The 25421-nt window shown below is 66.8% G+C and carries 27 protein-coding genes; 16 read left to right on the plus strand and 11 right to left on the minus strand.

Translation table 11 applies throughout. From position 1 onward, the window contains the following. Positions 1–179 precede the first annotated feature (179 nt). On the plus strand, positions 180–2369 hold the full coding sequence (locus KUV49_RS12090; protein WP_222450984.1) for an ATP-binding protein: 2190 nt from the start codon (positions 180–182) through the stop codon (positions 2367–2369). Between the two features lie 152 nt (positions 2370–2521). Here KUV49_RS12090 and KUV49_RS12095 read toward each other — a convergent pair whose 3' ends face one another. Then, complete coding sequence (locus tag KUV49_RS12095) at positions 2522–3166, minus strand: gamma-glutamyl kinase (RefSeq protein ID WP_222450164.1); 645 nt, start codon at positions 3164–3166, stop codon at positions 2522–2524. A 203-nt stretch (positions 3167–3369) separates the two neighbouring features. On the opposite strand from KUV49_RS12095, the gene recA reads away from it, so the two are divergent. The 6 genes from recA (at position 3370) to KUV49_RS12125 (ending at position 9018) form a co-directional block, all read left to right on the plus strand. Then, positions 3370–4449 (plus strand): recombinase RecA, encoded by a 1080-nt coding sequence (gene recA, locus KUV49_RS12100; protein WP_152494467.1) that lies wholly within the window; start codon positions 3370–3372, stop codon positions 4447–4449. Between the two features lie 203 nt (positions 4450–4652). Then, positions 4653–7343, plus strand: a complete 2691-nt coding sequence (gene alaS / locus KUV49_RS12105; protein ID WP_222450165.1) for an alanine--tRNA ligase — start codon at positions 4653–4655, stop codon at positions 7341–7343. 24 nt (positions 7344–7367) lie between these two features. Continuing rightward, positions 7368–7652 (plus strand): DUF1330 domain-containing protein, encoded by a 285-nt coding sequence (locus KUV49_RS12110; protein WP_222450166.1) that lies wholly within the window; start codon positions 7368–7370, stop codon positions 7650–7652. A gap of 12 nt (positions 7653–7664) precedes the next feature. Further along, complete coding sequence (locus tag KUV49_RS12115) at positions 7665–7952, plus strand: DUF1330 domain-containing protein (RefSeq protein WP_222450167.1); 288 nt, start codon at positions 7665–7667, stop codon at positions 7950–7952. Between the two features lie 23 nt (positions 7953–7975). Beyond that, the gene (locus tag KUV49_RS12120; RefSeq protein ID WP_222450985.1) at positions 7976–8443 is read left to right on the plus strand and encodes an MOSC domain-containing protein; all 468 of its coding nucleotides are present in this window, start codon (positions 7976–7978) and stop codon (positions 8441–8443) included. Between the two features lie 29 nt (positions 8444–8472). Beyond that, entirely contained in the window at positions 8473–9018 is a 546-nt protein-coding gene (locus KUV49_RS12125; RefSeq protein ID WP_222450168.1) for a histidine phosphatase family protein, read from the plus strand. An 8-nt stretch (positions 9019–9026) separates the two neighbouring features. On the opposite strand, the gene KUV49_RS12130 is transcribed toward KUV49_RS12125, so the two are convergent. The 4 genes from KUV49_RS12130 to KUV49_RS12145 form a co-directional block, all read right to left on the minus strand. Next, positions 9027–10301, minus strand: coding sequence for a LysM peptidoglycan-binding domain-containing protein (locus KUV49_RS12130; RefSeq protein ID WP_222450169.1), 1275 nt, complete (start codon positions 10299–10301; stop codon positions 9027–9029). A 96-nt stretch (positions 10302–10397) separates the two neighbouring features. Next, positions 10398–10751: a cupin domain-containing protein gene (locus tag KUV49_RS12135; protein ID WP_222450170.1), complete on the minus strand. Its 354-nt coding sequence runs from the start codon at positions 10749–10751 to the stop codon at positions 10398–10400. Between the two features lie 3 nt (positions 10752–10754). Further along, positions 10755–12575 carry a translational GTPase TypA gene (gene typA, locus KUV49_RS12140; RefSeq protein ID WP_222450171.1) on the minus strand — a complete coding sequence of 607 codons (1821 nt, stop codon included), beginning with the start codon at positions 12573–12575 and terminating at the stop codon, positions 10755–10757. A gap of 70 nt (positions 12576–12645) precedes the next feature. After that, positions 12646–13548 (minus strand): GNAT family N-acetyltransferase, encoded by a 903-nt coding sequence (locus tag KUV49_RS12145; RefSeq protein WP_222450172.1) that lies wholly within the window; start codon positions 13546–13548, stop codon positions 12646–12648. 47 nt (positions 13549–13595) lie between these two features. On the opposite strand from KUV49_RS12145, the gene KUV49_RS12150 reads away from it, so the two are divergent. Then, positions 13596–13733 carry a hypothetical protein gene (locus KUV49_RS12150; RefSeq protein WP_222450173.1) on the plus strand — a complete coding sequence of 46 codons (138 nt, stop codon included), beginning with the start codon at positions 13596–13598 and terminating at the stop codon, positions 13731–13733. 4 nt (positions 13734–13737) lie between these two features. Here KUV49_RS12150 and KUV49_RS12155 read toward each other — a convergent pair whose 3' ends face one another. Both KUV49_RS12155 and ssb read right to left on the minus strand, forming a co-directional pair. Continuing rightward, positions 13738–14043, minus strand: a complete 306-nt coding sequence (locus tag KUV49_RS12155; protein WP_222450174.1) for a hypothetical protein — start codon at positions 14041–14043, stop codon at positions 13738–13740. Positions 14044–14057: 14 nt separating this feature from the next. After that, positions 14058–14561 (minus strand): single-stranded DNA-binding protein, encoded by a 504-nt coding sequence (gene ssb, locus KUV49_RS12160; RefSeq protein WP_152495589.1) that lies wholly within the window; start codon positions 14559–14561, stop codon positions 14058–14060. A gap of 237 nt (positions 14562–14798) precedes the next feature. Between ssb and KUV49_RS12165 the strand changes: the two genes are divergently transcribed. Continuing rightward, positions 14799–15395 (plus strand): lytic transglycosylase domain-containing protein, encoded by a 597-nt coding sequence (locus KUV49_RS12165; RefSeq protein WP_152492384.1) that lies wholly within the window; start codon positions 14799–14801, stop codon positions 15393–15395. A 13-nt stretch (positions 15396–15408) separates the two neighbouring features. On the opposite strand, the gene KUV49_RS12170 is transcribed toward KUV49_RS12165, so the two are convergent. The 4 genes from KUV49_RS12170 to miaA all read right to left on the minus strand — a co-directional run bounded on the left by KUV49_RS12170 (position 15409) and on the right by miaA (position 19433). Beyond that, positions 15409–15804: a cupin domain-containing protein gene (locus tag KUV49_RS12170; RefSeq protein WP_222450175.1), complete on the minus strand. Its 396-nt coding sequence runs from the start codon at positions 15802–15804 to the stop codon at positions 15409–15411. A 44-nt stretch (positions 15805–15848) separates the two neighbouring features. Continuing rightward, entirely contained in the window at positions 15849–17516 is a 1668-nt protein-coding gene (locus tag KUV49_RS12175) for an ABC transporter substrate-binding protein (RefSeq protein WP_261391180.1), read from the minus strand. A 117-nt stretch (positions 17517–17633) separates the two neighbouring features. Further along, a complete protein-coding gene (locus tag KUV49_RS12180; protein ID WP_222450176.1) occupies positions 17634–18431 on the minus strand; it encodes a helix-turn-helix domain-containing protein in 798 nt (265 codons plus the stop codon). A gap of 108 nt (positions 18432–18539) precedes the next feature. Beyond that, a complete protein-coding gene (miaA, locus tag KUV49_RS12185) occupies positions 18540–19433 on the minus strand; it encodes a tRNA (adenosine(37)-N6)-dimethylallyltransferase MiaA (protein WP_222450177.1) in 894 nt (297 codons plus the stop codon). Positions 19434–19610: 177 nt separating this feature from the next. Here miaA and pyrH point away from each other — a divergent pair, with 177 nt between their 5' ends. From pyrH to KUV49_RS21505, 7 genes are all read left to right on the plus strand, one after another. Further along, the gene (gene pyrH / locus KUV49_RS12190) at positions 19611–20342 is read left to right on the plus strand and encodes a UMP kinase (protein ID WP_222450178.1); all 732 of its coding nucleotides are present in this window, start codon (positions 19611–19613) and stop codon (positions 20340–20342) included. 122 nt (positions 20343–20464) lie between these two features. Then, positions 20465–21028, plus strand: a complete 564-nt coding sequence (frr, locus tag KUV49_RS12195; RefSeq protein ID WP_222450179.1) for a ribosome recycling factor — start codon at positions 20465–20467, stop codon at positions 21026–21028. A 1-nt stretch (position 21029) separates the two neighbouring features. Then, a complete protein-coding gene (locus KUV49_RS12200; protein ID WP_261391181.1) occupies positions 21030–21770 on the plus strand; it encodes an isoprenyl transferase in 741 nt (246 codons plus the stop codon). Further along, positions 21767–22552, plus strand: a complete 786-nt coding sequence (locus KUV49_RS12205; protein WP_222450180.1) for a phosphatidate cytidylyltransferase — start codon at positions 21767–21769, stop codon at positions 22550–22552. Before KUV49_RS12200 ends, KUV49_RS12205 begins: the two co-directional genes overlap by 4 nt. Then, positions 22549–23721, plus strand: a complete 1173-nt coding sequence (gene dxr / locus KUV49_RS12210) for a 1-deoxy-D-xylulose-5-phosphate reductoisomerase (protein ID WP_222450181.1) — start codon at positions 22549–22551, stop codon at positions 23719–23721. Before KUV49_RS12205 ends, dxr begins: the two co-directional genes overlap by 4 nt. A 6-nt stretch (positions 23722–23727) precedes the next feature. Next, positions 23728–25089: an RIP metalloprotease RseP gene (gene rseP / locus KUV49_RS12215; protein WP_222450182.1), complete on the plus strand. Its 1362-nt coding sequence runs from the start codon at positions 23728–23730 to the stop codon at positions 25087–25089. Between the two features lie 152 nt (positions 25090–25241). Continuing rightward, complete coding sequence (locus KUV49_RS21505) at positions 25242–25367, plus strand: hypothetical protein (RefSeq protein ID WP_261391182.1); 126 nt, start codon at positions 25242–25244, stop codon at positions 25365–25367. The last annotated feature ends 54 nt before the right edge of the window (positions 25368–25421 follow it).

The raw sequence follows: 25421 nt of genomic DNA on the forward strand, positions 1-25421 counted from the left end.
AATCTAACGTTAAATCCTGCCGCCTAAGACAGGCGTCAGGAGATAGTTTGCTGGAGACTTGCCGGTTGGCCTCGATTACCGGAACCGTACTGCCCTTGCGTGATGCCGCCTCCCGGATCAGGCCGCGCTCCAGGACCCTTCTGGCGACGGGGCTGGGGTTTGGCGCGGGCGCGTTCGTGATGCCTGATCCGCGGCTGCAGGTCGCGTGCCTCTTTCTCGGCGCGATCCTGCTGATGTCGGCGCTCTGGATCGCCATCGTGCACGCGGCGGAAACACGGTTTCGCAAGGGCCTGGTGGAGGCCGCGGCGGATTTCATGGGGGAGGACGCGACCCCGGCCATCCTGACCGGGCGCGAGGGCGACATCCAATACGCCAACCGCGCGGCGCAGACCGCGTTTTCGGCCGACGAGGCCAGCACGCTGGCCGGGGCGCTGAAGCACACCGTCGCCAACCCCGGCCCGATCCTCTACCGCCTGGAAAGCCGGGCCGACCTGCGCGGCTCGGCGCATGAGGATGTGGTCACGCGGGCGGGACATCTGCGGCTGAGCGTGCACCGCGCGGCGGCGGACCGCTATATCTGGCGGATCGAGAAATCCGCCGACCGCCCCTCGCGCGAGGCCGATCCGGTGCCGTTGCCGATGCTGACGGTGGGCCGGGGCGGGGCGGTCCTGTTCATGAATACCGCGGCGCGCGAGCTGGTGGGCGAACGGGCGCGCACGCTCGACCGCATCTTTCCCAAGATGCCCCTGCGCTCGGGCCAGATCAACGACATCACCACCGCGCAGGGGCTGATGGCCTGCCTCGTCGTCGAGCTGGAGGGCGTGGCCGGCCGGCGCGAGGTGTTCCTGCTGCCGGGCGTGGCGCCGACCGAGCGGCAGCCGGACGGATGGGCCTTCTTCGACGAATTGCCGGTGCCGCTGCTGAAACTGGCGCGCAGCGGCGAAGTGCAGATCTCGAACCGCCCGGCGCGGGACCTTCTGGGCGCCGAGACGTGCTGCGGCAAGACGCTGTCGGATCTGATGGAGGGGCTCGGCCGGTCGATCCCGGACTGGCTCGATGACGCGGCCGCCGGCCGGGGCGGGGTGCATTCGGAATTTCTGCGGGTCAGGCGCGACGACCGCGAGACCTTCGTGCAGGTCACGCTCAACCGCGTGATGGAGGCCGGGGAGACGGTGCTGATCGCGGTGCTGAACGACGCGACCAAGCTGAAGACACTGGAAGAGCAGTTCGTGCAAAGCCAGAAGATGCAGGCCATCGGGCAACTGGCCGGCGGCGTGGCGCATGATTTCAACAACCTGCTGACCGCCATCGCGGGGCATTGCGACCTCCTGCTGCTGCGTCACGACCAGGGCGACCCGGATTACGGCGACCTTGTGCAGATCAACCAGAACGCCAACCGGGCCGCCGCCCTGGTCAGCCAGCTTCTGGCCTATTCGCGCAAGCAGACGCTGCGCCCCGAGGTCATGGACCTGCGCGACATGCTGTCGGAACTGACGCATCTTCTGAACCGGCTGGTGGGGGAGCGGGTGATCCTGTCGCTCAGCCACGACCCGACCCTGTGGTCGATCCGCGCCGACAAGCGGCAGCTGGAACAGGTGCTGATGAACCTCGTGGTGAACGCCCGCGATGCCATGCCGGAGGGTGGCGACATCCGCATCGCCACCGAGAACGTCACCCTGGACGAACCGCTGCGCCGCGACCGCGCGGTGGTGGCGCCGGGCCGCTATGTGCGCGTCAGCGTCACCGACGAGGGGCAGGGGATATCCCAGGACAAGATCCAGAAGGTGTTCGAGCCGTTCTTCACCACCAAGCGCACCGGCGAGGGCACGGGCCTGGGCCTGTCGACGGCCTACGGGATCGTCAAGCAGACCGGCGGTTTCATCTTCGTGGACAGCCACGAAGGCAAGGGCGCCACCTTCCAGGTGCTGCTTCCGGCCCATGAAACCGTCGACACGCCGATGGCCCAGGCGGACCCGGCACCGGCCCCCGCGGCCAAGACCGACGGCGTGGTCCTGCTGGTGGAAGACGAGGCGCCGGTGCGGGCCTTCGCCAGCCGCGCGTTGCAGCTGCGCGGCATGACGGTGCTGGAGGCCGACTCGGCCGAATCGGCGCTCGACCTGCTGGAGGATACGTCGCTGAAGGTCGACGTCTTCGTCTCCGACGTGGTGATGCCGGGGATCGACGGCCCGAGCTGGGTGCTGAAGGCCCTGGAGGAGCGCCCGGAGACGCAGGTCGTGTTCATGTCCGGCTATGCGGAGGAGGCGTTCGGCGAGATCCAGTCGCGGATCCCGAATTCGACCTTTCTGCCCAAACCCTTTTCCCTGACCGAGCTGACCGAGACCGTCCAGCACCAGCTGGCCCAGGGCTGACGGGGCGGACCGGCGCGGGCGGGATCCCGGTGGTTTCCGGGACGAGTCAAGTCGAGGATATCAGGGCAAAGACCGTGTCCAGGCACTTTGTCCTGAGACAGCTCTTCGGACGGATGTCCTGTGCAGGGCAAGCGATGCCGCCTGCGGATGCTTCAGTGATGCGGCGGCAGAACACCGTTGGCGAGCGGCACGAAGGCGCCGTCCGCGCCGATTCCGTCGTAGAGCTGGTATTCGACCGCGAATTTCCGGCGGTAGCGCGCCTCGACATCGGCCGAAAGGGTGAGCGCCATGTCAGGCGACGCGTTCATGCGCCGCGTCTCGATCTCGATCCCGAGACGGGATTCGAGAAAACGCCGCAGTCCGTCCTGATCCTCGTAGCGGAAAAGATGGGTGACCGCCGTGCCATTGTTCTGCGGTTCGAGGAATTTCGTCTGAGAGCCGACCTGCGCAAAGGCGGCGCGCTTGCCTTTCATGTACTCGGTGACGAAGGCGTCGAAGCTGATCCCGTGGGTGGAATTGCGGGCCTGCTCCTGGCCCGGACGCTGACGGTAGCGATACCAGCTGCCCAGCCAGTCCAGCGGATCGCGCATCACCGCGAGCACGTCGAATCCCTCTCCCATGAATTTCTCGATCGCCGGGCGGAAGAAGCGGTTGTAGCGAAAGACCGGCGCGTGCTTCAGCTCGGGCGGCTGGCGCACGACGATGGCCGCACGCGGCGCAAGGGCGGCCTCGTAGGCGGTCGTCCCGGTCTTGGGGACCGATAGAAACACGAGCTTTTCGTTTGAAAACACCAGCATAGAAGATTTCGCCCGCTTGCCTGCCCTTGGTAACCCCTCTTTAACCCATCGCTGCAAACATCGGAAAGGAACAAATGCATTGAAATGTTCTGCTTTTGTCTCCATAACATGTGGAACAAGAGGTGAACGAAAGCAGCGGCCAGACGGCGGGAAGACAGCGATAGACGCCCCGTCTGGCGTGTGAAATAAGGGAAATGACAGGTATGGCAACGGCAGATCTTTTGAACATGGACAGCAAGAAGCAAGCAGACCGCCAGAAGGCGCTCGACAGCGCGCTGGCGCAGATCGAACGGCAATTCGGCAAGGGGTCGATCATGAAACTGGGCGCCGACAACCCGGCGCAGGACATCGAATCGACCTCGACCGGCTCGCTGGGGCTCGACATCGCGCTCGGCATCGGCGGGCTGCCCAAGGGCCGGATCGTGGAGATCTACGGCCCCGAAAGCTCGGGCAAGACGACGCTGACGCTGCATTGCGTGGCCGAGGAACAGAAAAAGGGTGGCGTCTGCGCCTTTGTCGACGCCGAGCACGCGCTGGACCCGATCTATGCCAAGAAGCTGGGCGTGGACCTCGATGAGCTGTTGATTTCGCAGCCCGACACCGGCGAACAGAGCCTGGAGATCGTGGACACGCTGGTGCGCTCGGGCGCCGTGAGCATGGTGGTGGTCGACTCGGTCGCCGCGCTGACGCCTAAATCGGAGCTTGAGGGCGACATGGGCGACAGCAGCGTGGGCGTGCATGCCCGCCTGATGAGCCAGGCCATGCGCAAACTGACCGGCTCGATCAGCCGCAGCAAGTGCACGGTGATCTTCATCAACCAGATCCGCATGAAGATCGGCGTCATGTTCGGCAGCCCCGAGACGACGACTGGCGGCAACGCGCTGAAATTCTACAGCTCGGTGCGGCTGGATATCCGCCGGATCGGATCGATCAAGGACCGCGACGAGGTGGTGGGCAACCAGACCCGCGTGAAAGTCGTCAAGAACAAGGTGGCGCCGCCCTTCAAGCAGGTCGAGTTCGACATCATGTATGGCGAGGGCGTGTCCAAGACCGGCGAATTGCTGGACCTGGGCGTGGCCGCCGGCGTGGTCGAGAAATCGGGCAGCTGGTTCAGCTACGGCGACGAGCGCATCGGCCAGGGCCGCGAGAATGCCAAGAACTTCCTGAAGGAAAACAAGAAGATCGCCTACGAGATCGAGGACAAGATCCGGGGCGCGCACGGGCTTGATTTCAACATCCCGGGCGGCGCGGACGCGACCGCCGAGGACGTGCTGGACGACTGACGGAACGGAGACGGCCCACTCCGGAAAGGGCCCACACCGCCGACGGGTGGTGGAGAATATTCCGGGGAAGGGCCATCCGACGGGGTGGCCTTTCCTCGTTTTGCCGGCGCCGCGCGCGACTCGGACCGCCACCTTCTGTGGACAGTCAAAAGGCTTGGCGTTACACGGGTTCGACGCAACTTTTGCCTTCGGACCAGACCCTCATGCCCACGCTCAACGAGATCCGCTCGACCTTCCTTAGTTTCTTTGAACGCAACGGCCACGAGGTGGTGCCGAGCAGCCCGCTGGTGCCGCGCAACGACCCGACGCTGATGTTCACCAATTCCGGCATGGTTCAGTTCAAGAACCTGTTCACCGGCGTCGAGAAAAGGGACTATTCCCGCGCCACCACGAGCCAGAAATGCGTGCGTGCCGGGGGCAAGCACAATGACCTCGACAACGTGGGCTATACCGCGCGGCACCACACGTTTTTCGAGATGCTTGGGAATTTCAGTTTCGGCGATTACTTCAAGCGCGAGGCGATCCCCTATGCCTGGGACCTGCTGACCAAGGATTTCGGGATCGACAAGTCGAAGCTCCTGGTGACGGTCTATCACACCGACGACGAGGCGGCGGAGATCTGGAAGAAGCATGCGGGCCTCAGCGACGACCGGATCATCCGCATCGCAACGGATGACAATTTCTGGTCGATGGGCGCCACGGGGCCTTGTGGGCCGTGCACCGAGATCTTCTATGACCACGGGCCCGAGATCTGGGGCGGGCCTCCGGGCAGCCCGGAAGAGGATGGCGACAGGTTCATCGAGATCTGGAACCTCGTCTTCATGCAGAACGAGCGTTTCGAGGATGGCAGCCAGGTGGACCTGGACATGCAGTCGATCGACACCGGCATGGGACTGGAACGGATCGGCGCGCTGTTGCAGGGCAAGCATGACAACTACGATACCGACCTGATGCGCAGCCTGATCGAGGCGAGCGCGCATGTGACGGATGGGGCGCCGGACGGGCCGGGCAACGTGCATCACCGGGTGATCGCGGACCATTTGCGCTCGACGTCGTTCCTGATTGCCGACGGCGTGATGCCGTCGAACGAGGGGCGCGGTTACGTGCTGCGCCGGATCATGCGGCGGGCGATGCGGCACGCGCATCTGTTGGGCGCGCAGGACCCGGTGATGTACCGGCTGGTGCCCAACCTGGTCGGGCTGATGGGGCAGGCCTTTCCCGAGCTGGGTCGGGCGCAACCGCTGATCGAAGAGACGCTGGAGCTGGAGGAAAAGCGGTTCAAGCAGACGCTGGACCGGGGCCTGCGCCTGTTGGACGACGAGCTGGGCAAGCTGGGCGATGGCGCGGCGCTTCCCGGTGAGGCGGCGTTCAAGCTCTATGACACCTACGGCTTTCCGCTGGACCTGACGCAGGACGCGCTGCGCGAGAAGGGCCGCGAGGTGGATGTGGCCGGGTTCGATGCGGCGATGGAAGAGCAGAAGTCCAAGGCCCGCGCCGCATGGTCCGGCAGTGGCGAGTCGGCGGACGCGACCGTATGGTTCGACCTCGCCGAGACGCACAGCGCCACGGATTTCCTGGGCTATGACACCGAGACCGCCGAGGGCGTGGTGCAGGCGATCGTCGTCGACGGCGAGGCCGTGGACAAGCTGGGCGCGAACAAGGCCACCGGCTGGGTCGTGGTGAACCAGACGCCGTTCTATGCCGAGGCGGGCGGGCAGGTGGCGGACCATGGCTACCTGCGCAGCCTGGACGGTGCGCGCGAGGCCGGCGAGGCGCGGTTCGCGGGGCATGTGAGTGATGTGCAGAAGCGGGCCGGGGGCCTGTCGGCGCATTTCGTGACCGTGGAAGAGGGCGAACTGGAGGTGGGCGACCCGGTGAAGCTGGAGGTGGATCACGGCCGCCGCACGGCGATCCGGTCGAACCATTCGGCCACGCACCTTCTGCACGAGGCGCTGCGCAAGGCGCTTGGCGATCACGTGGCGCAGCGCGGGAGCCTGAATGCGCCCGACCGGCTGCGGTTCGATTTCAGCCATGGCAAGGGGCTGACGCTGGACGAGATCCGCCAGGTCGAGGAAGAGGTCAACACCTTCATCCGCCAGAACGGCAAGGTCGAGACCCGGATCATGACGCCCGACGATGCGCGGGAGATCGGGGCGCAGGCGCTGTTCGGCGAGAAATACGGCGACGAGGTGCGCGTGGTGTCGATGGGCTCCGAGGACGGCTCGGGCAAGGGGCTGGACGGCCAGACCTATTCCATCGAGCTGTGCGGCGGCACCCATGTGCGGCAGACCGGCGATATCGGCCTCTTCGTCATGGTGGGCGAAGGCGCGTCCAGTTCCGGCGTGCGCCGGATCGAGGCGCTGACCGGGCCCGAGGCGTTCAAGTACCTCAGCGAGCAGGACCACCGGATGGCGGCACTTGCGTCGGAGTTGAAGGCGCAGCCGGGGGACGTGCTGGACCGCGTACGCGCGCTGATGGACGAGCGCAAGGCGCTGGCCAACGAGGTGACGCAGCTGAAGCGGGAACTGGCCATGGGCGGTGGCGGGGCCGCTGGCCCCGAGGTTAAGGACGTGAACGGCGTGAAGTTCCTGGCGCAAGTCCTGTCGGGCGTGTCGGGGCGCGACCTGCCGCCGCTGATGGACGAGATGAAGACGCGGATCGGCTCGGGCGCGGTGCTGCTGATCGCCGATGCCGACGGCAAGGCCGCCGTGGCCGCGGGCGTGACGAAGGACTTGACCGACACGCTGTCGGCGGTCGATCTTGTCCGGGCCGCCGTGGCCGAGCTGGGCGGCAAGGGCGGCGGCGGCCGTCCCGACATGGCGCAGGGTGGCGCGGCGAGCACCGACAACGCCGAGGCCGCCATCACGGCGGCGGAACAGGTGTTGCAGGGCTGAGGCCCGCGTGAGAAGGGGAACGACATGGCGGCCTACCTGATTGCGCGGATCAACGTGACCGATCCCGAGGATTACAAGGCCTATGCCAGCCAGACCGTGGCCCTGGCCGAGGCCTTCGGCGGGCGGTTCCTGGCCAAGGGCGGCACCCAGACGCAGGTCGAGGGGATCAGCCCCGACCGCCATGTTATCATCGAGTTCCCCGACCACCAAGCGGCGCTGGACTGGTACAATTCGGACGCGTATCAGCGCATCCTGCCCATCGCGACCTCGTCGAGCGAGCGCGATATCGTCATCGTGGACGGAGTTTGAGGAGTTAAAGACATGCCCGCATTGTGGATTGCCCATGTGACCGTGACCGACGAGGAGGCCTATGGCCGCTATGCCAAGCTGGCCGGGCCGGCAATCGAGGCGCATGGCGGGCATTTCATCGCCCGGGGTGCGCGCTACGTGCAGCTGGAAGGCAACGACCGGGCGCGCAACGTGGTGGCTAAGTTCCCGTCGCTGGAGGCGGCGGAGGAGTGCTATCGCTCGGACGCCTACCAAGCGGCGCTGGACCATGCGCGGAACGCGTCGGAACGTGACCTGGTGATCGTGGAAACCTCCGAATAGTGCAGGGCCAGCTGGCCGAGATCATGGCGCGGCACGCGGGCGCGGGCCGTGTGGCGTGGATCGGGCTGCGGCCGGAGCGATTGGCCGATCTGGTGCCGGTCGAGGCGGCGGATCTGGGAGAGGCGGGGCTTGACGGCGACCACGCACGGGCCGGAAAACGCGCGCTGACGCTGATCCAGGCCGAGCATCTGCCGGTGATCGCGGCGCTGGCCGGGATCGGGGAGGTGGCGCCGGAGGTTCTGCGGCGCAACGTGGTGGTCTCTGGCATCAACCTGACAGCGCTGCGCAATCATCCCATTAAGATCGGTGCGGCCTTGGTGGAGATCACCGCCCCCTGTGCGCCCTGTTCGCGGATGGAAGCGGCCCTTGGACACGGCGGCTACAACGCCATGCGCGGGCATGGGGGCTGGTGCGCACGGGTGCTGGCGCCGGGGCGGATCGCGGTGGGCGATAGCGTCGCACGGGCTGGACCCGATAGCGGTGCGACCTAGGGTTTCCTTCGGTCCGAACGGAGTCGCCGATGCGACTGATTTGCCTGATCCTGATGCTGATCCTGCCGGGCGCGGCACTTGCGCAGGACTGGAGCCTGCTGAAAGAGCCGGGCACGGTGGCCGTGATGCGCCACGCGTTGGCACCCGGCGTGGGCGATCCGGCGAATTTCGACCTGGAGGATTGCAGCTCGCAAAGGGTGCTGGACGAACGGGGCCGGGAACAGGCCCGGCAGATCGGCGCGGCGATGCGCGCGGCGGGCGTTACGTTCGATGCCGTATGGACCAGCCAATGGTGCCGCTGTACCGAAACGGCGGAGCTTCTGGGCATGGGCGCGCCCGAGGAATTTCCGGCGCTCAATTCGCATTTCGCGGGGCAGGGCGACCCCGAGAGGCAGGCGGCGGAAGTCATGGCGCGGATCGCGGAGACGCCCGCCGAGGCGCGGCTCTTGTTGGTGACGCACCAGGTGAACGTGTCGGAACTGACCGGCACCGGCACCACCTCGGGCGAGATTATCGTCGCGAGGCGCACCGGCGCCGGGCTGGAGGTTGTCGGGCGCATCGCGGTCGCGCCCTGAGGGCCGGCTTATACGCCGCAGCGCAGGAACACCGCGCCGTCGTCGCCGGAAATGTCGACGCCGCCCAAGGTTACATCCCGGTCACCCGAGATGACGGCGATCTTGCCTTCGCCCCGGTTCTCCATCGGAAAGGCGCGGTAGGGCTGATCGAAGACCGCTGCCGCACCGTTGTCATTGAGCTTCACGCGCCCGGTACGCGGCGCGCCGTCAAGGCGGGTTTCGATGGTCAGACGGCCCTGCTGGCCCGTGATGTCAAAGTCGGGCCGGGCGCAATTGCCGGCCATGCGCACCCACGGGCCTTCGACCGCCTTTGCGTTCAGATCGGCGGTATCGTCGGGCAGGTTGCCCGGCGCGCGGACCTCGTCGTAGCTGTCGACCGCGAGTGTGCCGACGCCCTGCTGGCAGAACGACATCTCGGCGCGGGTGCCCCGGATCTCGGCATATTCACCGGGGGTGAATTCCATGTCGCCGGTCAGGGCCCATACGTCGCCGTCGGGCGTGGTCAGCGTGGCGCATTCGACGCCCTGCCGGACGCGGCCTTCGAGCGAGACCTGGTCGCTGTCGCCGTCGCTGGTGTCTTGCGCCACCACGTCGAAGGCGCGGGATTTAAGCGTCACGCCGCGGTCGGTATCGACGACGAAGATCAGATTGTCGCCGGGCGAGGCCCAGTCGGGAAGTTCGACGGACGTGGAAACCTCGCCGTCCGCGGCAACCTGCGCCTGGTCCACGGCGCGCCACTCCGAGGTCATGCGGCCGACGCCGATGGTCACGTAATCCGCGGGGCGCAGGTTGCTGGCGGTCACGCGAACCTCGCTGCCGGGTGGGCCGGCCAGGGGCTGCACGCGCACCGAGGCCGACGGCTGGGACGCGTCCGGAAGGTCGAGCGCGTCGCCCACCGCCATGGCCAGCGGATCGAGATCGGGATTCTCGTTCAGCAATTCCACGACGGAAATACCCAGCGCCTGGGCGATGGAGAAGGCGGTGTCGCCCTCGCGTACCTCGTAGCTGTCCCGGTCGGGTGCAGGGGTGCTGCCCCCGTCGCCGCGCGTGTCCGACGCGGCGAGCGTGATCGCTTCGCCCACCGGCAGATCGCGCGGGTCGAGGCCGGGGTTGAGATCCATGATCAGGCTCAGCGGCACACGGCAGCTTTGCGACACCCGGTAGAGCGTGTCGCCGGGTTGCAGCCGGTAGGCGTCGCCGCAGCGGCTTTGCGCTTCGGCATTCGGCGCGAAAGCCAGGCTGGCCGCGGCGGTCGTGGTGGTGAGCATGAGGGTGCGGAGCATCAAGGCCTCCTTTCGGAAAGTGCGTTTGTCCGTTGGGACGAAACGCGAGGCGGCGGGGCGATGTTCCTTGTCTGACGCGGCACGGGGCGGGTCAGGTTACTCCAGGTCGGTCTGGATCCATTCCGGTGAAAGGTGGATGTCGGTCGACACCAGCCGCCCTGGGCCGAGGTTGACGAATTTATGCGGCACCTGCGCCGGAACGCGCAGGATGTCGCCTGCTTCGGCCTCGATCACCTCGTCGCCGATGGTGTAGCGGGCGCGGCCCTCGCGGACGATGAAGACCTCGTCATACGGGTGCGTATGCAGCTTGGGGCCCGCGCCCGGCTCTTCGAACTCGGCGAAGAGGACGGTCACGTTCGTGCCGAGATCGCGGCCCTCGAAATGACCCGCCCAAGCGTCGGCGTCCTTGGCCCAGTCGGCGCGGGTCAGTTTGAGGGGTTTGTCGGCCATGCGTTACGCGGTCTTGGCGGCACGCTTGCGTTCATGCGGATCGAGGTGGCGCTTGCGCAGGCGCAGGGCGTTGGGCGTGACCTCGACCAGCTCGTCGTCGTCGATATAGGCGATGGCCTCTTCCAGCGACATCTGCACATGCGGCGTCAGGCGCACGGCCTCGTCGGTGCCGGAGGCGCGGACGTTGGTCAGCTTCTTGCCCTTCAGCGGGTTCACTTCCAGGTCGTTCTCGCGGCTGTGCTCTCCGATGATCATGCCCTGGTAGATCTTTTCCTGCGGGCCGATGAACATGCGGCCGCGATCCTCGAGGTTCCACAGGGCATAGGCCACGGCCTCGCCCGATTCCATCGAGATCAGCACACCGGCGCGGCGGCCGGGGATGGCGCCCTTGTGGGGTGCCCAGGAATGGAAGACGCGGTTCAGAACGCCGGTGCCGCGCGTATCGGTCAGGAACTCGCCGTGATAGCCGATCAGGCCGCGCGACGGGACCAGCGCGATGATGCGGGTCTTGCCGGCACCGGCGGGTTTCATCTCGGTCATCTCGCCCTTGCGGGGGCCGGTCAGCTTTTCGATCACCGCACCGGAATGGTCGTCGTCGACGTCGATGGTGACTTCCTCGATGGGTTCAAGCTGTTCGCCGTTCTCGCCTTCGCGCATCAGGACGCGGGGGCGGGAGATGGAAAGCTCGAAGCCTTCGCGGCGCATGTTCTCGATCAGGACGCCCATCTGCAATTCGCCGCGGCCCGCCACGTCGAACGCTTCGCCGCCGGGCGTGTCGGTGACCTTGATGGCGACGTTGGTTTCGGCCTCTTTCATCAGGCGTTCGCGGATGACGCGGGACTGCACCTTCTTGCCGTCGCGGCCCGCGAGCGGGCTGTCGTTGATGCCGAAGGTGACCGAGATGGTGGGCGGGTCGATCGGCTGGGCCGACAGCGGCTCCTCGACCGCAAGCGCGCAGATCGTGTCGGCCACGGTGGCCTTGGACATGCCGGCAAGGCTGACGATATCGCCCGCCACGGCCTCGTCGATGTCCTGAAGCGTGAGGCCGCGGAAGGCCTGGATCTTGGTCACGCGGAACTGCTCGATCTTCTGGCCGATGCGGCTGAGCGCCTGCACCGTGGCGCCCACCTTGAGACGGCCCGATTCGACGCGGCCGGTCAGCAGGCGGCCGACGAAGGGATCGGCGCCAAGGGTGACGGCCAGCATACGGAAATCGTCGTCGGCCTGCTTGACCTGCTTGGGCGCCGGCACGTGGTTGACGATCAGGTCGAAGAGCGCCGAGAGGTCCTTGCGCGGGCCGTCGAGGTCGTGATCGGCCCAGCCGGAACGACCGGAGGCGTACATATGCGGGAAATCGAGCTGGTCTTCGTCGGCATCCAGCGCGGCGAAGAGATCGAAGCATTCGTCGAGCGCGCGGTCGGGCTCTGCATCGGGCTTGTCTACCTTGTTGAGCACCACGATGGGGCGCAGGCCCAAGGCCAGAGCCTTGGAGGTCACGAACTTGGTCTGGGGCATCGGGCCTTCGGCGGCGTCGACCAGCAGGACCACGCCGTCGACCATGCTGAGAATGCGCTCCACCTCGCCGCCGAAATCGGCGTGGCCGGGGGTGTCGACGATGTTGATGCGGGTTTTCTTCCACTCGACGGAGGTCGCCTTGGCCAGGATGGTGATGCCGCGCTCGCGCTCAAGGTCGTTGCTGTCCATCGCGCGTTCCGCCACGGCTTGGCCGGCGCGGAAGGCGCCCGACTGCTTCAGAAGCTCGTCCACGAGGGTGGTCTTGCCGTGGTCGACGTGGGCGATGATTGCGATATTGCGCAGGTCCATTGGGGTATCCTTGGTGGTTTGGTGGTGGCCCTAAGGGCTTTGCGCGTCAATTGCCAGAGGGAAAAAGGTGTTACGCGGCGATGGTGGCGCCGCGGTGCGGCAAAAGCCGCAGGAGCGTGGGGCCGAGGGGGCGCGAGGTGGCGCCCGTGCCCAGCTTGAAGCGGGCGAGGCCGGGGGCGGTCTCGGTGTCGATGGGGCCGAGGTCGAGCCGGGTGACGCCACGATCTGCGAGATGCGTGATGGCCTGCCACATCAGCAGGGTATGGGCGTGGGTCCGGCGGGCGGCGGGGGTGGCCCAGCCGATGTGGTAGGTGGCGGTTTGCCCATGCAGCAGGAAGAGCAGGTAGGCCAGCATCCCGGCACGGTCATGGGCGGTGAAAAGCCGCGTGGCCTGCCGGTGGGTGGCGGCAAAGGCGAGCGTGAAGCCCGGCGGCAGGGCGCGATAGCCACGGGCGCGCTGCTGGTGCCGGTCGAGGGTCAGCAGGTCGGCGTCGCGGTCGGGATCGAACGGGCGATCATGCGTGCGCAGGGGGCCGGATTGCGCGGCGCGCAGCCGGTTGCGCCATTTGCCGTGCAGGCCGGTGAAGAGGGTCCCGGGGTCCGGCGTGAGGTCCAGTTCGGCGACGTGGGCCGGGGTGAGCAGGGCGCGATAGCCGTGTGAGCGGTAGAGGCGGGCGGTTCCTGGCGTGTCAGGCTGAACAATGGAGGGGCCGGGCAAGGGCAGCAGGGCCGCGTCTGGATCGGCATCGGGGGCCAGCACCGGGCCGCGCGGCAGCCATGTCAGGCGCAAGGGGCCAAGGCGGCGGCGCAGGAGTTGCGCGGTGCCAAGCGTGCGCGCACCACAAGTCAGCGCATACCACCCGACATCGGCCCCGATGGCCCGCATGGCGGCGCCGTAGCGCGGGTGCTGGTGCAGTGCGCAAGGCCCTGGCGGATCGGGGGCGGTGTCGCGAAGGGTCCAGGTCAGAGACATGCCCGCCATTAAGGCGATGATAACCTAAATCATGGTTAATCCCGGTCATGGCGAAGAAGACCGATCCGGTGCGCGGCGTGACCGCGCCCAGCGTGCGGCCCACGGCCTATGCCGCGTGGCTGGTGGCGGTGGCGCTGTCGGTGCCGGTCTTTGTTGTGCTGAGCGTGATCGACTGGATCTGGTAGCGCATCAGTCCCAGGTCATGCCGTTGCGGCGGACATACCACAGCATCAGCGGCGTTTCGATGACGAGGGCGACAACGATGGTGAAGACGACCCAGTTGGTGTCGAACAGCCAGAGCGAAAAGCGCGTGCCGGTGCCCCCGAAAAGCCAGCCGTTGACCAGAAGCATCACGCCCGTCACGCCAAGATCGTACACCGCCATGCGCGAGGCGCGGCGCGGGCGCAGGGCGGGGTAGATCATGAAATAGGCCACCGCCAGGCAGGTGACGACGGTGACCGAAGCCTGCCCCTCGTGTGAAAGAGAGGACAGCATCGGTCAGACCCCGATCAGAACGGGATCTCGTCGTCGTAATCGCGCGAGGGCGAGGGTTGCGAGCGGCCCTGGTCGGACGGGCCGGACGGGCCGCCGCCGTAATCCTGGTCATAGCCACCGCCGCTGCCGCCGCCATAGCCACCACCACCACCACCACCGCCGCTGTCACGGCCGTCGAGGAAGGTCATTTCGCCGGCATAGGGGCGCAGCACGACCTCGGTCGAATAACGGTCCTGGCCCGACTGGTCCTGCCATTTGCGGGTTTCCAGCTTGCCCTCGATATAAACCTTGGAGCCTTTTTTCAGGTATTGCTCGGCCAGCCTCACGAGCGCCTCGTTGAAGATCGCCACGGTGTGCCATTCGGTGCGTTCGCGCCGTTCGCCGGTGTTGCGGTCCTTCCAGTTCTCGGATGTGGCGATGCGCAGGTTGCACACCTTGCCGCCGTTCTGGAACGTGCGCACCTCGGGGTCGCGCCCCAGGTTTCCGATGAGAATGACTTTGTTGACGGAACCGGCCATGGCGCCCTCCTGCTGCGGTCTCTTGGTTAACGTTCACCTTACATCACCCCGAAGGGATGAAGAAAAGGCTAAAATTCAGGGAAGATCCTAAGCGGGCGGTGCCGGACCGGAATGCGGACCGCAAGTCTGGCAATTTGAGCCGAGTTCGGTATAGTGCGCCCCGAGACGGTTCGAACCGGGCCCTGGGACGCAAGGCACCGGAGGATCGTAGTGGGACAGCAAGGGACGGTAACCAGAATGCGGAAGCTCGCGATTGCAGTGACCTGCGCGTCACTGGCATGGCCGATGGCGGCCACGGCGGATATTCTCTCGACCAAGGGCAAACAGCGGGTGTTCAGCTCGCAGACGCGGGTGCTGGATACCCGGGCCAAGCAGCAATACAACGCCTCGATCCGTCTGCAGCCGCAGAAGGTTCACACGCCCAGCAAATGGGACGACGCGGCCCCCGCCGTGGGATACAGCGGCAAGTACAAGGGACAATACCTGAACGTCGCCAAGGATTCGGCGCGCCGCCACGGGATTCCGGAGAACCTGTTCCTGCGGCTGGTGCAGCAGGAATCGGGCTGGAACCCGCGCGCCGTGTCGCACAAGGGTGCCATCGGGCTGGCGCAGCTGATGCCCGGCACGGCGAACTATCTGGGCGTCGATCCCAACGACCCGCACCAGAACCTCGATGGCGGGGCGCGGTACCTGGCGGAACAATACCGCACCTTCAAGTCCTGGCGGCTGGCGCTGGCGGCCTACAATGCGGGGCCGAAGGCGGTTGAGAAATATAAAGGGATTCCGCCCTACAAGGAAACCCGCAACTACGTGAAGATCATCTACGGGCAGTAGGCCGCGCCGCGGCCTAGCCGTCGTAGTCGGCGTCGGTAACCTTTTCCATCCAAGTGACGGCACTGCCGTCGATGCTTTCCTGAATCGCGATATGGCTCATGGCCGTGTCGGGCGACGCGCCGTGCCAGTGCTTTTCGCCCGCCGGGAACCAGACCACATCGCCTTGCCGGATCTCCTCGACCGGGCCGCCGTCGCGCTGAACGCGACCCTGCCCGAAGGTGACGATCAGGGTCTGGCCGGCGGGATGGGTGTGCCAGGCGGTGCGCGCGCCCGGCTCGAAGGTGACATGAAGGCCTGCGGCGCGACCCGGCGCCTCGGCGGTGAAGAGCGGATCGAGCCGCACGGTGCCGGTGAAATACTCCTCCGGGCCGGGCTTGGAAGGGTTGGTGCCGGAGCGGGTTATCTTCATGGGGTGGCCTTTCGGGATGTCGTGGCTGTGGGTCCGCGCCGCAGTCAGCCGGTAAAGCCGATCTTGTGCAGGTGGATCTCGTTCGAGGGGTGTTTCTCGGCCCCTGCAAGGCGGCCATTGTGGTGGTTGTAGAGCGTGCGCCAGTAGGGCTGGATGATCACGCCTTCCTCGCGCAGGATGGATTGCAGGCGTTCCATCGTCTGCCGCCTTGTGTCCACGTCGGGCATCGACATGGCGCGGTCCAGCAGGCGATCGAATTCCTCGTTGGCAAAGCCGGTCTCGTTCCACACGGCATCCGAACGGTAGGCGAGGTCCAGCACCTGCACGCCAAGGGGGCGGTGATTCCACTGGGTGACCGAGAACGGGTAGTCGCGCCAGTTCTGCCAGAAGGTGACGCCGGGCTGGACCGTGCGCTGGACCGTCAGACCGGCGTCGCGCAGCTGGGCGACGACGGCGTCGGCGGTGTTGCGCTGCCATTCGTCATCGACGGTGATCAGCTCGTGCGCGTAGCCCAGCATCCCGATCTCTTCGAGGTCGGCGCGGGCCTTGGCGGCGTCGAACGGGGCCGGGCCGAGATCGGCATGGGCGGGGTGAACCGGGCTGACATGGTCGTTGGCCGCCACGGTACCATAGCCGGAATAGCCAAGCTCCAGACAGGTCTCGTTGCGGACCGCGAGCGCCAGCGCCCGGCGCAGGACCGGGTCGGCATAGGGCCGCGTGCCCTCGAGCTCGGCCCGGGCATTGCCGCGGATCACGACGGTGGCGGTGCTTTCGGTTTCGGTCCGGATCCATCCGATGGCGTCGAGGACCTCGATGAAATGGCCGACGGATTCGTAGAGCAGGTCGATGCGGTCGCCCTCGGCGGCGTCGATCCAGCTGGACGGGTTCGTGCCCAGGTCGATGAACTCGACCCGGTCCAGGTAAGGCCCGCCCAGGACGTCGGTGCCCCACCAACGGTGATCACTGTTGCGCTCCAGCACGCAGCGCTGGCCCACGGCCAGTTCGACCGGGCGGAAGGGGCCGGTGCCGATGCCGTGCTCGAACGGGTCGCCATCGTCGTAGCTGGAATGCATCACCGCCGCGGGATAATCCGACAGGTTGGCCATGAGCGCGATATCGGGGCTGGCGAGCGTGAGGACGAGCGCGGTGTCGTCGACCACGCGCACGGCATCCTCGCGGATCTGCCCGGACTCGGGGTCGCACAGGCCCCTGAGGCGCGAGGCCATCGAGTTGCCCTCGACCGAGGCATCGCACCAGCGTTCGAGGTTGCGGGCCACGTCGCGGGCGGTGAAGGGGTCGCCGTTGTTCCACGTCACGCCGGCGCGCACGTTCAGGCGATACTCTGTCGCGTCGGCGTTCACGTCCCAGTTCTCCAGGAGCATCCCGCGCACGGTGCCGTCGCGGCCGTATTCCACGAGATATTCCAGGAACCCCCGTGTCTGGTTGCCCATCTCGCTCCAGTCATAGGTGCGGGGGTCGGTGAGCGCCTTGACGTTCTGCTGGATGCGCAGGGTGCCGCCGGGCACGATCTGGGCCGTGTCCTGCGCGCGCGCCGGGGCCGGAAGGCCGGCCATCGACAGGGCCAGCGGCGCGGAGAGGCCGAGGCCACAGGCGCGGGCCAGGAACTCGCGCCGGTCCATCGCCCCGCGCCTGAGCGCGCGATTGAGCGCGGGCAGGGCGGGATGAAGCGGAACAGGGGGGCGTGAGGACATGAACGTGGGCCTTGCAACGAGCGATGCGGGAATAAATGAGGCAACAGGTCTCACTTTCCATCCCGCCCGCGCGGAAATCAACCGGGTGGTGCGGAAATACGCGTGACCGGCGTGGTTTCAGGCGGCCTTGCGCGGGGCGGCGCGGCGCAGGTCCGAGGGTGACTTGCCGGTATGGCGCAGGATGAAGCGCGAGAAATAGGCGGCGCTGCTGAAACCGAGGTCGGCGGCAACCTGGTTGGCGGCGCGGTCGGTGGTTTCGAGCAGGTTGCGGGCGGCGTGCAGGACGCGGCCCGTCAACATGGCCGAGGCCGTCAGCCCCGCCGTGGACTTGCACACGCGGCTGAGATGCGTGGGCGTGACGCCGAGATGCCGGGCGAAATCCTGCATCGAGGCGCCGGTGGTGTAATCCCGTTCGATCAGCGCGGCATAGGCCTCGACCAGGCGATGGGCCGCGGTGGGGGCGAGCGCCTCGTCGGCGCCGGAGATCAGGGCGCGGCGCAGCCAGACCGTCAGAAGCTGGGCATGGGCGGTCATCGCCTCGTCCATGAAGTCGCGGGCCTCGTTCTGTTCGCGCTGCATGGTTTCCAAGAGCGTGGTCAGGTCGGCCTGCGCGCGGGGGTCGCGGACGCGCAGGAGCACCGGCTCGTCCGGCATGAGGATGCCGGTTCGCGTCGGAATGCGGCAGGCCAGGCCAAAGCTCTGCGCGCCGGGGTCGAGCGCGAAGAGAGACCCTGCGGGCAGCACCAGCGCGGTATGTACCGCCAGCCCGCGCCGCCGTCCGCCCACCAGGCAGCGCCCCTGGCCGCGGGTGATCCAGAGGAACACGTGGTGCGGGTCGCTATGGGGCAGGCTGGCGCGCCATGCGCCCGGTCCGATCCACTGCGCGAGCGTCTGGAGTTGCGGATGGGATGTCACGGTCCGGCACCTCGATTGTCGTGATTCTGTACGCAGAGCGCAGAGATTGCATCGAATTGGACGCAGGAATGTCCGATTCTGTACAGGCGTGACAAGGACAAAGCCCGGTCACAGCGCGGCGGCGGCGAGGGTTTGCCAGTTTTTCATGCGGGCGCGGAACCAGCTGCGTTGGCGCTTGGCGTACTGCCGCGTGGCGATGATCGCGGCTTCGCGGGCGGCGTCGAGCGTCATTTCGCCCTCGAGGTGGGCGATGAGTTCGGGCGCGCCGATGGCCTTGGAGGATTGATGCGCGGGCGACCAGGTGGGCAGGTTGGCCCGCGCCTCGTCCAGCGCGCCGGCGTCGAGCATCGCATCGAAGCGGCGTTCGATTCGTGGGGTCAGCCAATCCTTGGGCGCGTCGACCAGGAGGCGCGTGGCCTGCTCAGGCGGCAGGAGCGGGGGCGGTGTGGCGTCCTGCCATCGGGCCAGGGGTGTGCCGGTGGCGCGCTGCACCTCCCAGGCGCGTTGGACGCGCATCGGGTTGGCGGTGTCGATCCGCGACCGGGTGTCGGGGTCGAGATCGTCGAGGAGGCCGCTCAGGCCCTGGCTTGCCAGCCGCGAGTCGGCCTCGGCGCGGATCCCGGACGGGGTGGCGGGGATGTCGGCCAGCCCCTCGGTCAGGGCCGAAAAGTAAAGCCCGGTGCCGCCGACGATGATCGGACGGGGCCCGTCGCGCAGCAATGGCGCCAGGTCGCGCAGCCAGTGGCCCACGGAATAGGCCGCGTCCCCAGGCACATGACCGTAGAGCGCATGGGGCGCGAGGGCTTCCTCATTCGGTGAGGGGCGGGCGGTGAGGATGCGCCAGTTGGCGAAGACCTGAAGCGCGTCGGCATTGATGATGCGCCCGCCGTCGCGTTCCGCCAGGGCCAGCGCCAGGGCGGATTTACCGGAGGCGGTGGGGCCGGCGATCAGCACGGGCCGGTCCGGTGGAATGCCGGGAGGGATGTCGGGCAGGGCGGTCATGTCCTTCGTTTAGGACGTTTCCGCGCCGGTTTTAAGCGGCTTTGGCGGAAATCCGGGCATGCGCGCGCCCCGCGGGCCGGTTTGGCGATTGAACCCGGGGCCGTTTTCGCCCATTTTGCGCGCCAAGAGACGACCCGCTCCGGGACCGTTCCAAGACCGCGCATAAGGAGCCGCCCCATGCCAGACGCCGCCGCCCCCGAGACCACGTTCAGCCGGGTCCTGCTGAAGATTTCCGGCGAGGCGCTGATGGGCGACGCGAATTACGGTCTGAACCCGCCCACGGTGGAGCGGATCGCGCGCGAGGTGAAATCGGTCCATGACATGGGCGTCGAGATCTGCATGGTGATCGGCGGCGGCAACATCTTTCGCGGGCTGCAGGGCAGCGCGCAGGGGATGGAGCGGACGACCGCCGATTACATGGGGATGCTGGCCACGGTGATGAACGCGCTGGCGATGCAGAGCGCGCTGGAGAAGCTTGGCGTGTTCTGCCGGGTGATCACCGCCATTCGCATGGACGAGGTGGCCGAGCCCTATATCCGCCGCCGCGCCGTGCGCCACCTTGAGAAAAAGCGGGTGTGCATCTTTGCCGCCGGCACCGGGAACCCCTATTTCACCACCGACACGGCGGCCACGCTGCGCGCCAACGAGATGGCCTGCGAGGCGATCTTCAAGGGCACCAAGGTGGACGGGGTCTATGACAAGGACCCGATGAAGTTCGACGATGCCAAGCGGTTCGAGGAGGTCAGCTATGACGAGGTGCTGGCCAAGCACCTGGGCGTGATGGATGCCAGCGCGATCGCGCTGGCGCGCGACAACAACCTGCCGATCATCGTCTTCAGCCTGGACGAGCCGGGCGGGTTTCGCTCGATCCTGGACGGGACGGGCACGTATACGAAGGTTGGCGGCTAGGAGCCGTCTGCGCGAAATCCACGCGAAACCTGAGGCTTTCCTACGGGACTGGGGCCTATACAATGGGCGGAACTTGCCGGTATAGAGGCGAGACCATCGTCCGGAAGAACAAGGGATGTAAGATGAGCGACGACTTCGAACTGGACACCAAGGACCTGGAGCGGCGCATGGACGGCGCGATGACCAGCCTGCGCACGGAATTTGCCTCGCTCCGGACGGGCCGCGCCTCGGCCTCGATGCTGGAGCCGGTGATGGTGGATGCCTATGGCGCGATGACGCCGATCAACCAGGTGGGCACGGTGAACGTGCCCGAGCCGCGCATGGTGACCATCAATGTCTGGGACAAGGGCCTTGTGAACAAGGTGGAGAAGGCCATCCGCGAAAGCGGGCTGGGCATCAATCCGCAGATGAACGGCACGATCATCATGCTGCCCATCCCCGAGCTGAACGAGGAGCGGCGCAAGGAACTGACCAAGGTCGCCGCGCAATATGCCGAGAACGCCCGCGTCGCCATCCGCAACGTGCGCCGCGACGGCATGGACCAGATCAAGAAGGCCAAGGCCGACGGCATCTCCGAGGACGACCAGAAATTCTGGGAAACCGAGGTGCAGGAGATGACCAACCTGCACATCAAGTCCGTGGACGAGGCGCTGGAGGCCAAGCAGGCCGAAATCATGCAGGTCTGAGATGACAGGGGCGCGAGACATGCAGGAGCAATCCGCCGGGCGTGGCCCGCGCCATGTGGCGATCATCATGGACGGCAACGGCCGCTGGGCGCAAAAGCGCGGGCGGCCGCGTCTCTTCGGGCACCATGCGGGGGCGCGCCGGGTCAAGGAGATCGTCACCGCCTGTCCCGATTTCGGGGTCGAGTACGTGACCATCTTCGCCTTTTCGACCGAGAACTGGAAGCGGACGCAGACCGAGGTGGCGGGGCTGATGAGCCTGTTTCGCCGCTACATCATGAAGGAAATGCAGGAATTCGTGCGCGAGAACGTGCGCGTGCGCTTCATCGGCGACCGGCCGCGGCTGGACGCCAAGCTGCGCCGCCTGATGGACGATGCCGAGGCGATGACCCAAGGATGCACCGGCACGAACCTGACCATCGCGCTGAACTACGGCGGGCGCGACGAGGTCAGCCGCGCCACCCAGCGCCTGGCGCGTGATGTGGCCGAGGGCCGGTTGCGCCCCGAGGATGTCAACGAGGAAACCCTGCCCAAGTACCTCGACACCTGCGTGCTGCCCGATCCCGACCTGGTGATCCGCACGTCGGGCGAGGCGCGGATCTCGAACTTCCTGCTGTGGCAGTCGGCCTATGCGGAATACGAGTTCATCGACACGCTCTGGCCCGATTTCACGCCGGAAATCTTTGGCGAGCTTCTGCGCGGCTATGGTGTGCGGGACCGGCGGTTCGGGGCCGTGACCGCATGAGTGCAGGCGGCGCGAAGTGGTCCGACCTGCGCCGGCGGGCGCTGTCGGGCGTGCTGATGCTGGTGCTGGGCGCCTTCGGGGTCTACCAGGGCGGGCTGTTCTTCATAATGCTGGTCTGCGCGATCTGTGGCGTCATGGTGTGGGAAACCGGGCGCATGTTCGCCACACGCCAGGCCGTGGGCCTGGGAATTGCCGCCACGGTGGTGATGGTCGCGCTGAATTTCCTGCCCGGCACCTTCGCCTTGCCCCTGATGCTGGGCCTCGCGCTGGTCGCGGCCAGTCAGACGGCCCAAGACGGGCCACTGGCCTTTGTCGTGGTCGCCTGGGTCCTGCTGGCCTGCTTTGCGCTGCTGTGGTTGCGCGCGGGGCATGAAACGCTGTGGATCCTGTGGCTGATCCTGGTCGTCATCGCCTCGGACGTGGCGGGGTATTTCGCCGGGCGGATGCTGGGCGGGCCGAAATTCTGGCCGCGCATCAGCCCCAAGAAGACCTGGTCGGGCACCATCGCGGGCTGGCTTCTGGCCGGGATCGTGGGGATGTTCTTTCTGCGGCCGCTGGGCATGGGGCTGGAACTGGTGCCGATGTCGATGGTGGTGGGCTTTGCCGGGCAGATGGGCGACATCGCCGAAAGCGCCGTGAAGCGCCGCAAGGGAATCAAGGACAGCTCGAGCCTCATTCCCGGCCATGGCGGCGTCTTCGACCGCTTCGACGCCATGCTGGGCAGTAGCGCCGCCGCGCTGCTGTTCTGGGCCGTGGGGCTGATGCCGGGGGCCGGTGCTTGAAGCGCGTGAGCATCCTGGGCGCGACCGGCTCGATCGGACAGAACACGCTGGACCTGGTGCAGCGCGACCGCAGCGCGTTCCAGGTCGTCGCCCTGACCGGCGGGCGCAACATCGCGCAACTGGCGCAGGATGCCATCGCCTGCGACGCAGAGATCGCCGTGACCGCGCATGACAGTCTGCTGGACGATCTGCGCGCGGCCTTGCGCGGCACCGATATCGAGGCCGCCGCCGGCGCGACCGCGCTGGAAGAGGCCGCGGCGCGCGACGCCGACTGGGTGATGTCGGCCATCGTGGGCTTTGCCGGGCTGGCGCCGGGGCTGGCGGCGCTGCGCACCGGCGCGACGCTGGCCTTGGCCAACAAGGAATCGCTGGTGGCGGCGGGGCAGCTGATGATGGGCACCGCGCGGCGTGCGGGCGCGCGCATCCTGCCCGTGGACAGCGAGCATTCCGGCATCTTCCAGGCGCTGGTGGGCGAGGACGCCGTCGCCGTGCAGCGCATCATCATCACCGCCAGCGGCGGCGCCTTTCGCGACTGGCCGCTGGACCAGCTGGTTCACGCCACGCCCGACGAGGCCGCGACCCATCCCAACTGGGACATGGGCCAGCGGATCACCATCGACAGCGCCTCGATGTTCAACAAGGCGATGGAGATGATCGAGACGCGCGAGTTCTTCGGCGTGCAGCCCGACCAGATCGAGGTGCTGATCCATCCCGAATCCCTGGTGCACGCGATGGTGCATTACGTGGACGGCGCGATGATGGCCCATATGGGTCCGCACGACATGCGCCACGCCATAGGCTATGCGCTGAACTGGCCGGAACGGCGCGACCTGCCGGTCGCCCCGCTGGACCTTGCCCGGGTGGGACAGCTGACCTTCGAGGCGCCGGACCCGGAGCGTTTTCCCGCCCTGCGGCTGGCGCGCGACGTGATGGAGGCGCGGGGCCTTATGGGCGCGGTGTTCAACGCGGCCAAGGAGCGTGCGCTGGACCACTTCATCGCCGGCAGGATCGGGTTCATGCAGATGAACACCATCGTCGAAGAGGTGTTGGCCCGCCTGGAGTGGCATGACAAGATCGCCCAAAGGCCGATGACCCTTGATACAACAGCCCGCGCGGACCATCTGGCAAGGATGTATGTCGACAGCGTGGCGAAAGAGCAGGACGGATAACAGACCTTGGACGGATTAAGCTTTCTCCCGCAGTTCGGTGGCCTTGCCCTGACGCTTCTGGCCTTTTTCGCGGCCCTGTCGGTCATCGTGGCGATCCACGAATACGGCCACTACATCGTCGGGCGCTGGTGCGGCATCAAGGCGGATGTCTTTTCACTGGGGTTCGGCCCGGTCCTGTTCAGCCGGATGGACAGGCACGGCACGCGCTGGCAACTGGCCGCGCTGCCTTTCGGCGGATACGTCAAGTTCATGGGCGACGCGAACGCCGCCAGCGGCACCAGCGACGGCACGGTCGAGGACATGCCGCCCGAGATCAGGCGCAAGACCATGCTGGGCGCGCCGCTCTGGGCGCGGACTCTGACCGTGGCAGCGGGGCCGGTCTTCAACTTCATCCTGTCGATCCTTGTCTTCGGCGCGATCATCATGAGCCAGGGCAAGGTCACCGAGCCCTATGTCATCGACAACCTGCGCCCGCTGCCGTTCGACGGTGTCACCCTGCAGGAGGGCGACGAGCTGCTGGCGATCGAGGGGCGCGAGATTCCGACGCTGATCAACATGGACGAGGAAGACCAAGAGGTCTTCCAGGCCTTCATCGACGCGCTGCCACGGGAAGCCCTGCTGGATTACGAAGTGCGCCGCGACGGCGAGATTGTCACCGCGACCGGACCGCACCCGCAGCCGCCGCTGGTGACCCAGCTGTCGCCCCGCTCGGCGGCGTTCGAATCGGGCCTGAAACAGGAAGACGTGATCGTCGGGCTGGACGGCGAAAGGATCTATGCGTTCGACCAGCTCAAGGCCGTGGTCGAAGGCTCGGACGGCGCGACTGTGGCGCTGGACGTGTGGCGCGATGGCGACCTGATGGAATTCGACCTGACGCCGCGCCGGGTGGATGAGCCGCAGGAAGACGGCGGGTTCGAGACCAACTGGCGGATCGGCATCGTCGGCGGCTTGCCCTACGAATTGCAGACCGGGCCGCGCGGCTTTGGCGAATCCCTGTCGAATGGGGTGTCGCAGACATGGGCGGTGATCTCGGGGTCGATGTCGGGCCTCTATCACATGATCACCGGCGCGATCAGCAGCTGCAACATGTCGGGACCCATCGGCATCGCCGAGGTGTCGGGCGCGATGGCGAGCCAGGGCGTGGACAGCTTCATCTGGTTCATCGCGGTGCTGTCCACCGCCGTGGGCCTGTTGAACCTGTTTCCGATTCCGGTCCTGGATGGCGGCCACCTGGTGTTCTACGCCTACGAGGCCGTGGCCGGCCGGCCGCCCAGCGAACGCGCGCTGCGGATCATGATGACCGTGGGCCTGACGCTGGTGCTTGGCGTGATGCTGTTCGCGCTGTTCAACGACATCTTCTGCCCCTGATCGACCCCGTACGGGCGGCGACGGGAAGAGCGGGGCAGGGCGCGCGCGGCCTGCCCTGAAAACGTCATGTTTTCCGCCCGAGTGTCGTCACAAAAGAATCGGAAAAGCCGGTTAATACCCTGACCACTATCGCGTTGAAGGCCGGACACTACATGCAACACGTTCTGAACGGATATCGCGGGATGACCCTGTTGGTGAACCTGAACTGGGACCGCATCCTGTATCTTGCGACCATCGCCGTCGCGCTCTGGGCCGGGGCCTTTGTAGGCTCTCTGTAAGGGCCGCGGATCGCAGCGTCGCCGTAACGACGCACTCACGCAAAAATCTCCCAT

This window comes from Roseovarius atlanticus, from assembly GCF_019802205.1.
In the GTDB taxonomy this organism is placed as follows: domain Bacteria; phylum Pseudomonadota; class Alphaproteobacteria; order Rhodobacterales; family Rhodobacteraceae; genus Roseovarius; species Roseovarius atlanticus_A.

Bases quoted from the DNA above. Each gene is read 5' to 3' on its own strand.
- KUV49_RS12090 (WP_222450984.1), top strand. From the start codon at position 180: ATGCCTGATCCGCGGCTGCAGGTCGCGTGCCTCTTTCTCGGCGCGATC.
- KUV49_RS12095 (WP_222450164.1), bottom strand. From the start codon at position 3,166: ATGCTGGTGTTTTCAAACGAAAAGCTCGTGTTTCTATCGGTCCCCAAG.
- recA (WP_152494467.1), top strand. From the start codon at position 3,370: ATGGCAACGGCAGATCTTTTGAACATGGACAGCAAGAAGCAAGCAGAC.
- alaS (WP_222450165.1), top strand. From the start codon at position 4,653: ATGCCCACGCTCAACGAGATCCGCTCGACCTTCCTTAGTTTCTTTGAA.
- KUV49_RS12110 (WP_222450166.1), top strand. From the start codon at position 7,368: ATGGCGGCCTACCTGATTGCGCGGATCAACGTGACCGATCCCGAGGAT.
- KUV49_RS12115 (WP_222450167.1), top strand. From the start codon at position 7,665: ATGCCCGCATTGTGGATTGCCCATGTGACCGTGACCGACGAGGAGGCC.
- KUV49_RS12120 (WP_222450985.1), top strand. From the start codon at position 7,976: ATGGCGCGGCACGCGGGCGCGGGCCGTGTGGCGTGGATCGGGCTGCGG.
- KUV49_RS12125 (WP_222450168.1), top strand. From the start codon at position 8,473: ATGCGACTGATTTGCCTGATCCTGATGCTGATCCTGCCGGGCGCGGCA.
- KUV49_RS12130 (WP_222450169.1), bottom strand. From the start codon at position 10,301: ATGCTCCGCACCCTCATGCTCACCACCACGACCGCCGCGGCCAGCCTG.
- KUV49_RS12135 (WP_222450170.1), bottom strand. From the start codon at position 10,751: ATGGCCGACAAACCCCTCAAACTGACCCGCGCCGACTGGGCCAAGGAC.
- typA (WP_222450171.1), bottom strand. From the start codon at position 12,575: ATGGACCTGCGCAATATCGCAATCATCGCCCACGTCGACCACGGCAAG.
- KUV49_RS12145 (WP_222450172.1), bottom strand. From the start codon at position 13,548: ATGTCTCTGACCTGGACCCTTCGCGACACCGCCCCCGATCCGCCAGGG.
- KUV49_RS12150 (WP_222450173.1), top strand. From the start codon at position 13,596: ATGGCGAAGAAGACCGATCCGGTGCGCGGCGTGACCGCGCCCAGCGTG.
- KUV49_RS12155 (WP_222450174.1), bottom strand. From the start codon at position 14,043: ATGCTGTCCTCTCTTTCACACGAGGGGCAGGCTTCGGTCACCGTCGTC.
- ssb (WP_152495589.1), bottom strand. From the start codon at position 14,561: ATGGCCGGTTCCGTCAACAAAGTCATTCTCATCGGAAACCTGGGGCGC.
- KUV49_RS12165 (WP_152492384.1), top strand. From the start codon at position 14,799: ATGCGGAAGCTCGCGATTGCAGTGACCTGCGCGTCACTGGCATGGCCG.
- KUV49_RS12170 (WP_222450175.1), bottom strand. From the start codon at position 15,804: ATGAAGATAACCCGCTCCGGCACCAACCCTTCCAAGCCCGGCCCGGAG.
- KUV49_RS12175 (WP_261391180.1), bottom strand. From the start codon at position 17,516: ATGTCCTCACGCCCCCCTGTTCCGCTTCATCCCGCCCTGCCCGCGCTC.
- miaA (WP_222450177.1), bottom strand. From the start codon at position 19,433: ATGACCGCCCTGCCCGACATCCCTCCCGGCATTCCACCGGACCGGCCC.
- pyrH (WP_222450178.1), top strand. From the start codon at position 19,611: ATGCCAGACGCCGCCGCCCCCGAGACCACGTTCAGCCGGGTCCTGCTG.
- frr (WP_222450179.1), top strand. From the start codon at position 20,465: ATGAGCGACGACTTCGAACTGGACACCAAGGACCTGGAGCGGCGCATG.
- KUV49_RS12200 (WP_261391181.1), top strand. From the start codon at position 21,030: ATGACAGGGGCGCGAGACATGCAGGAGCAATCCGCCGGGCGTGGCCCG.
- KUV49_RS12205 (WP_222450180.1), top strand. From the start codon at position 21,767: ATGAGTGCAGGCGGCGCGAAGTGGTCCGACCTGCGCCGGCGGGCGCTG.
- KUV49_RS21505 (WP_261391182.1), top strand. From the start codon at position 25,242: ATGCAACACGTTCTGAACGGATATCGCGGGATGACCCTGTTGGTGAAC.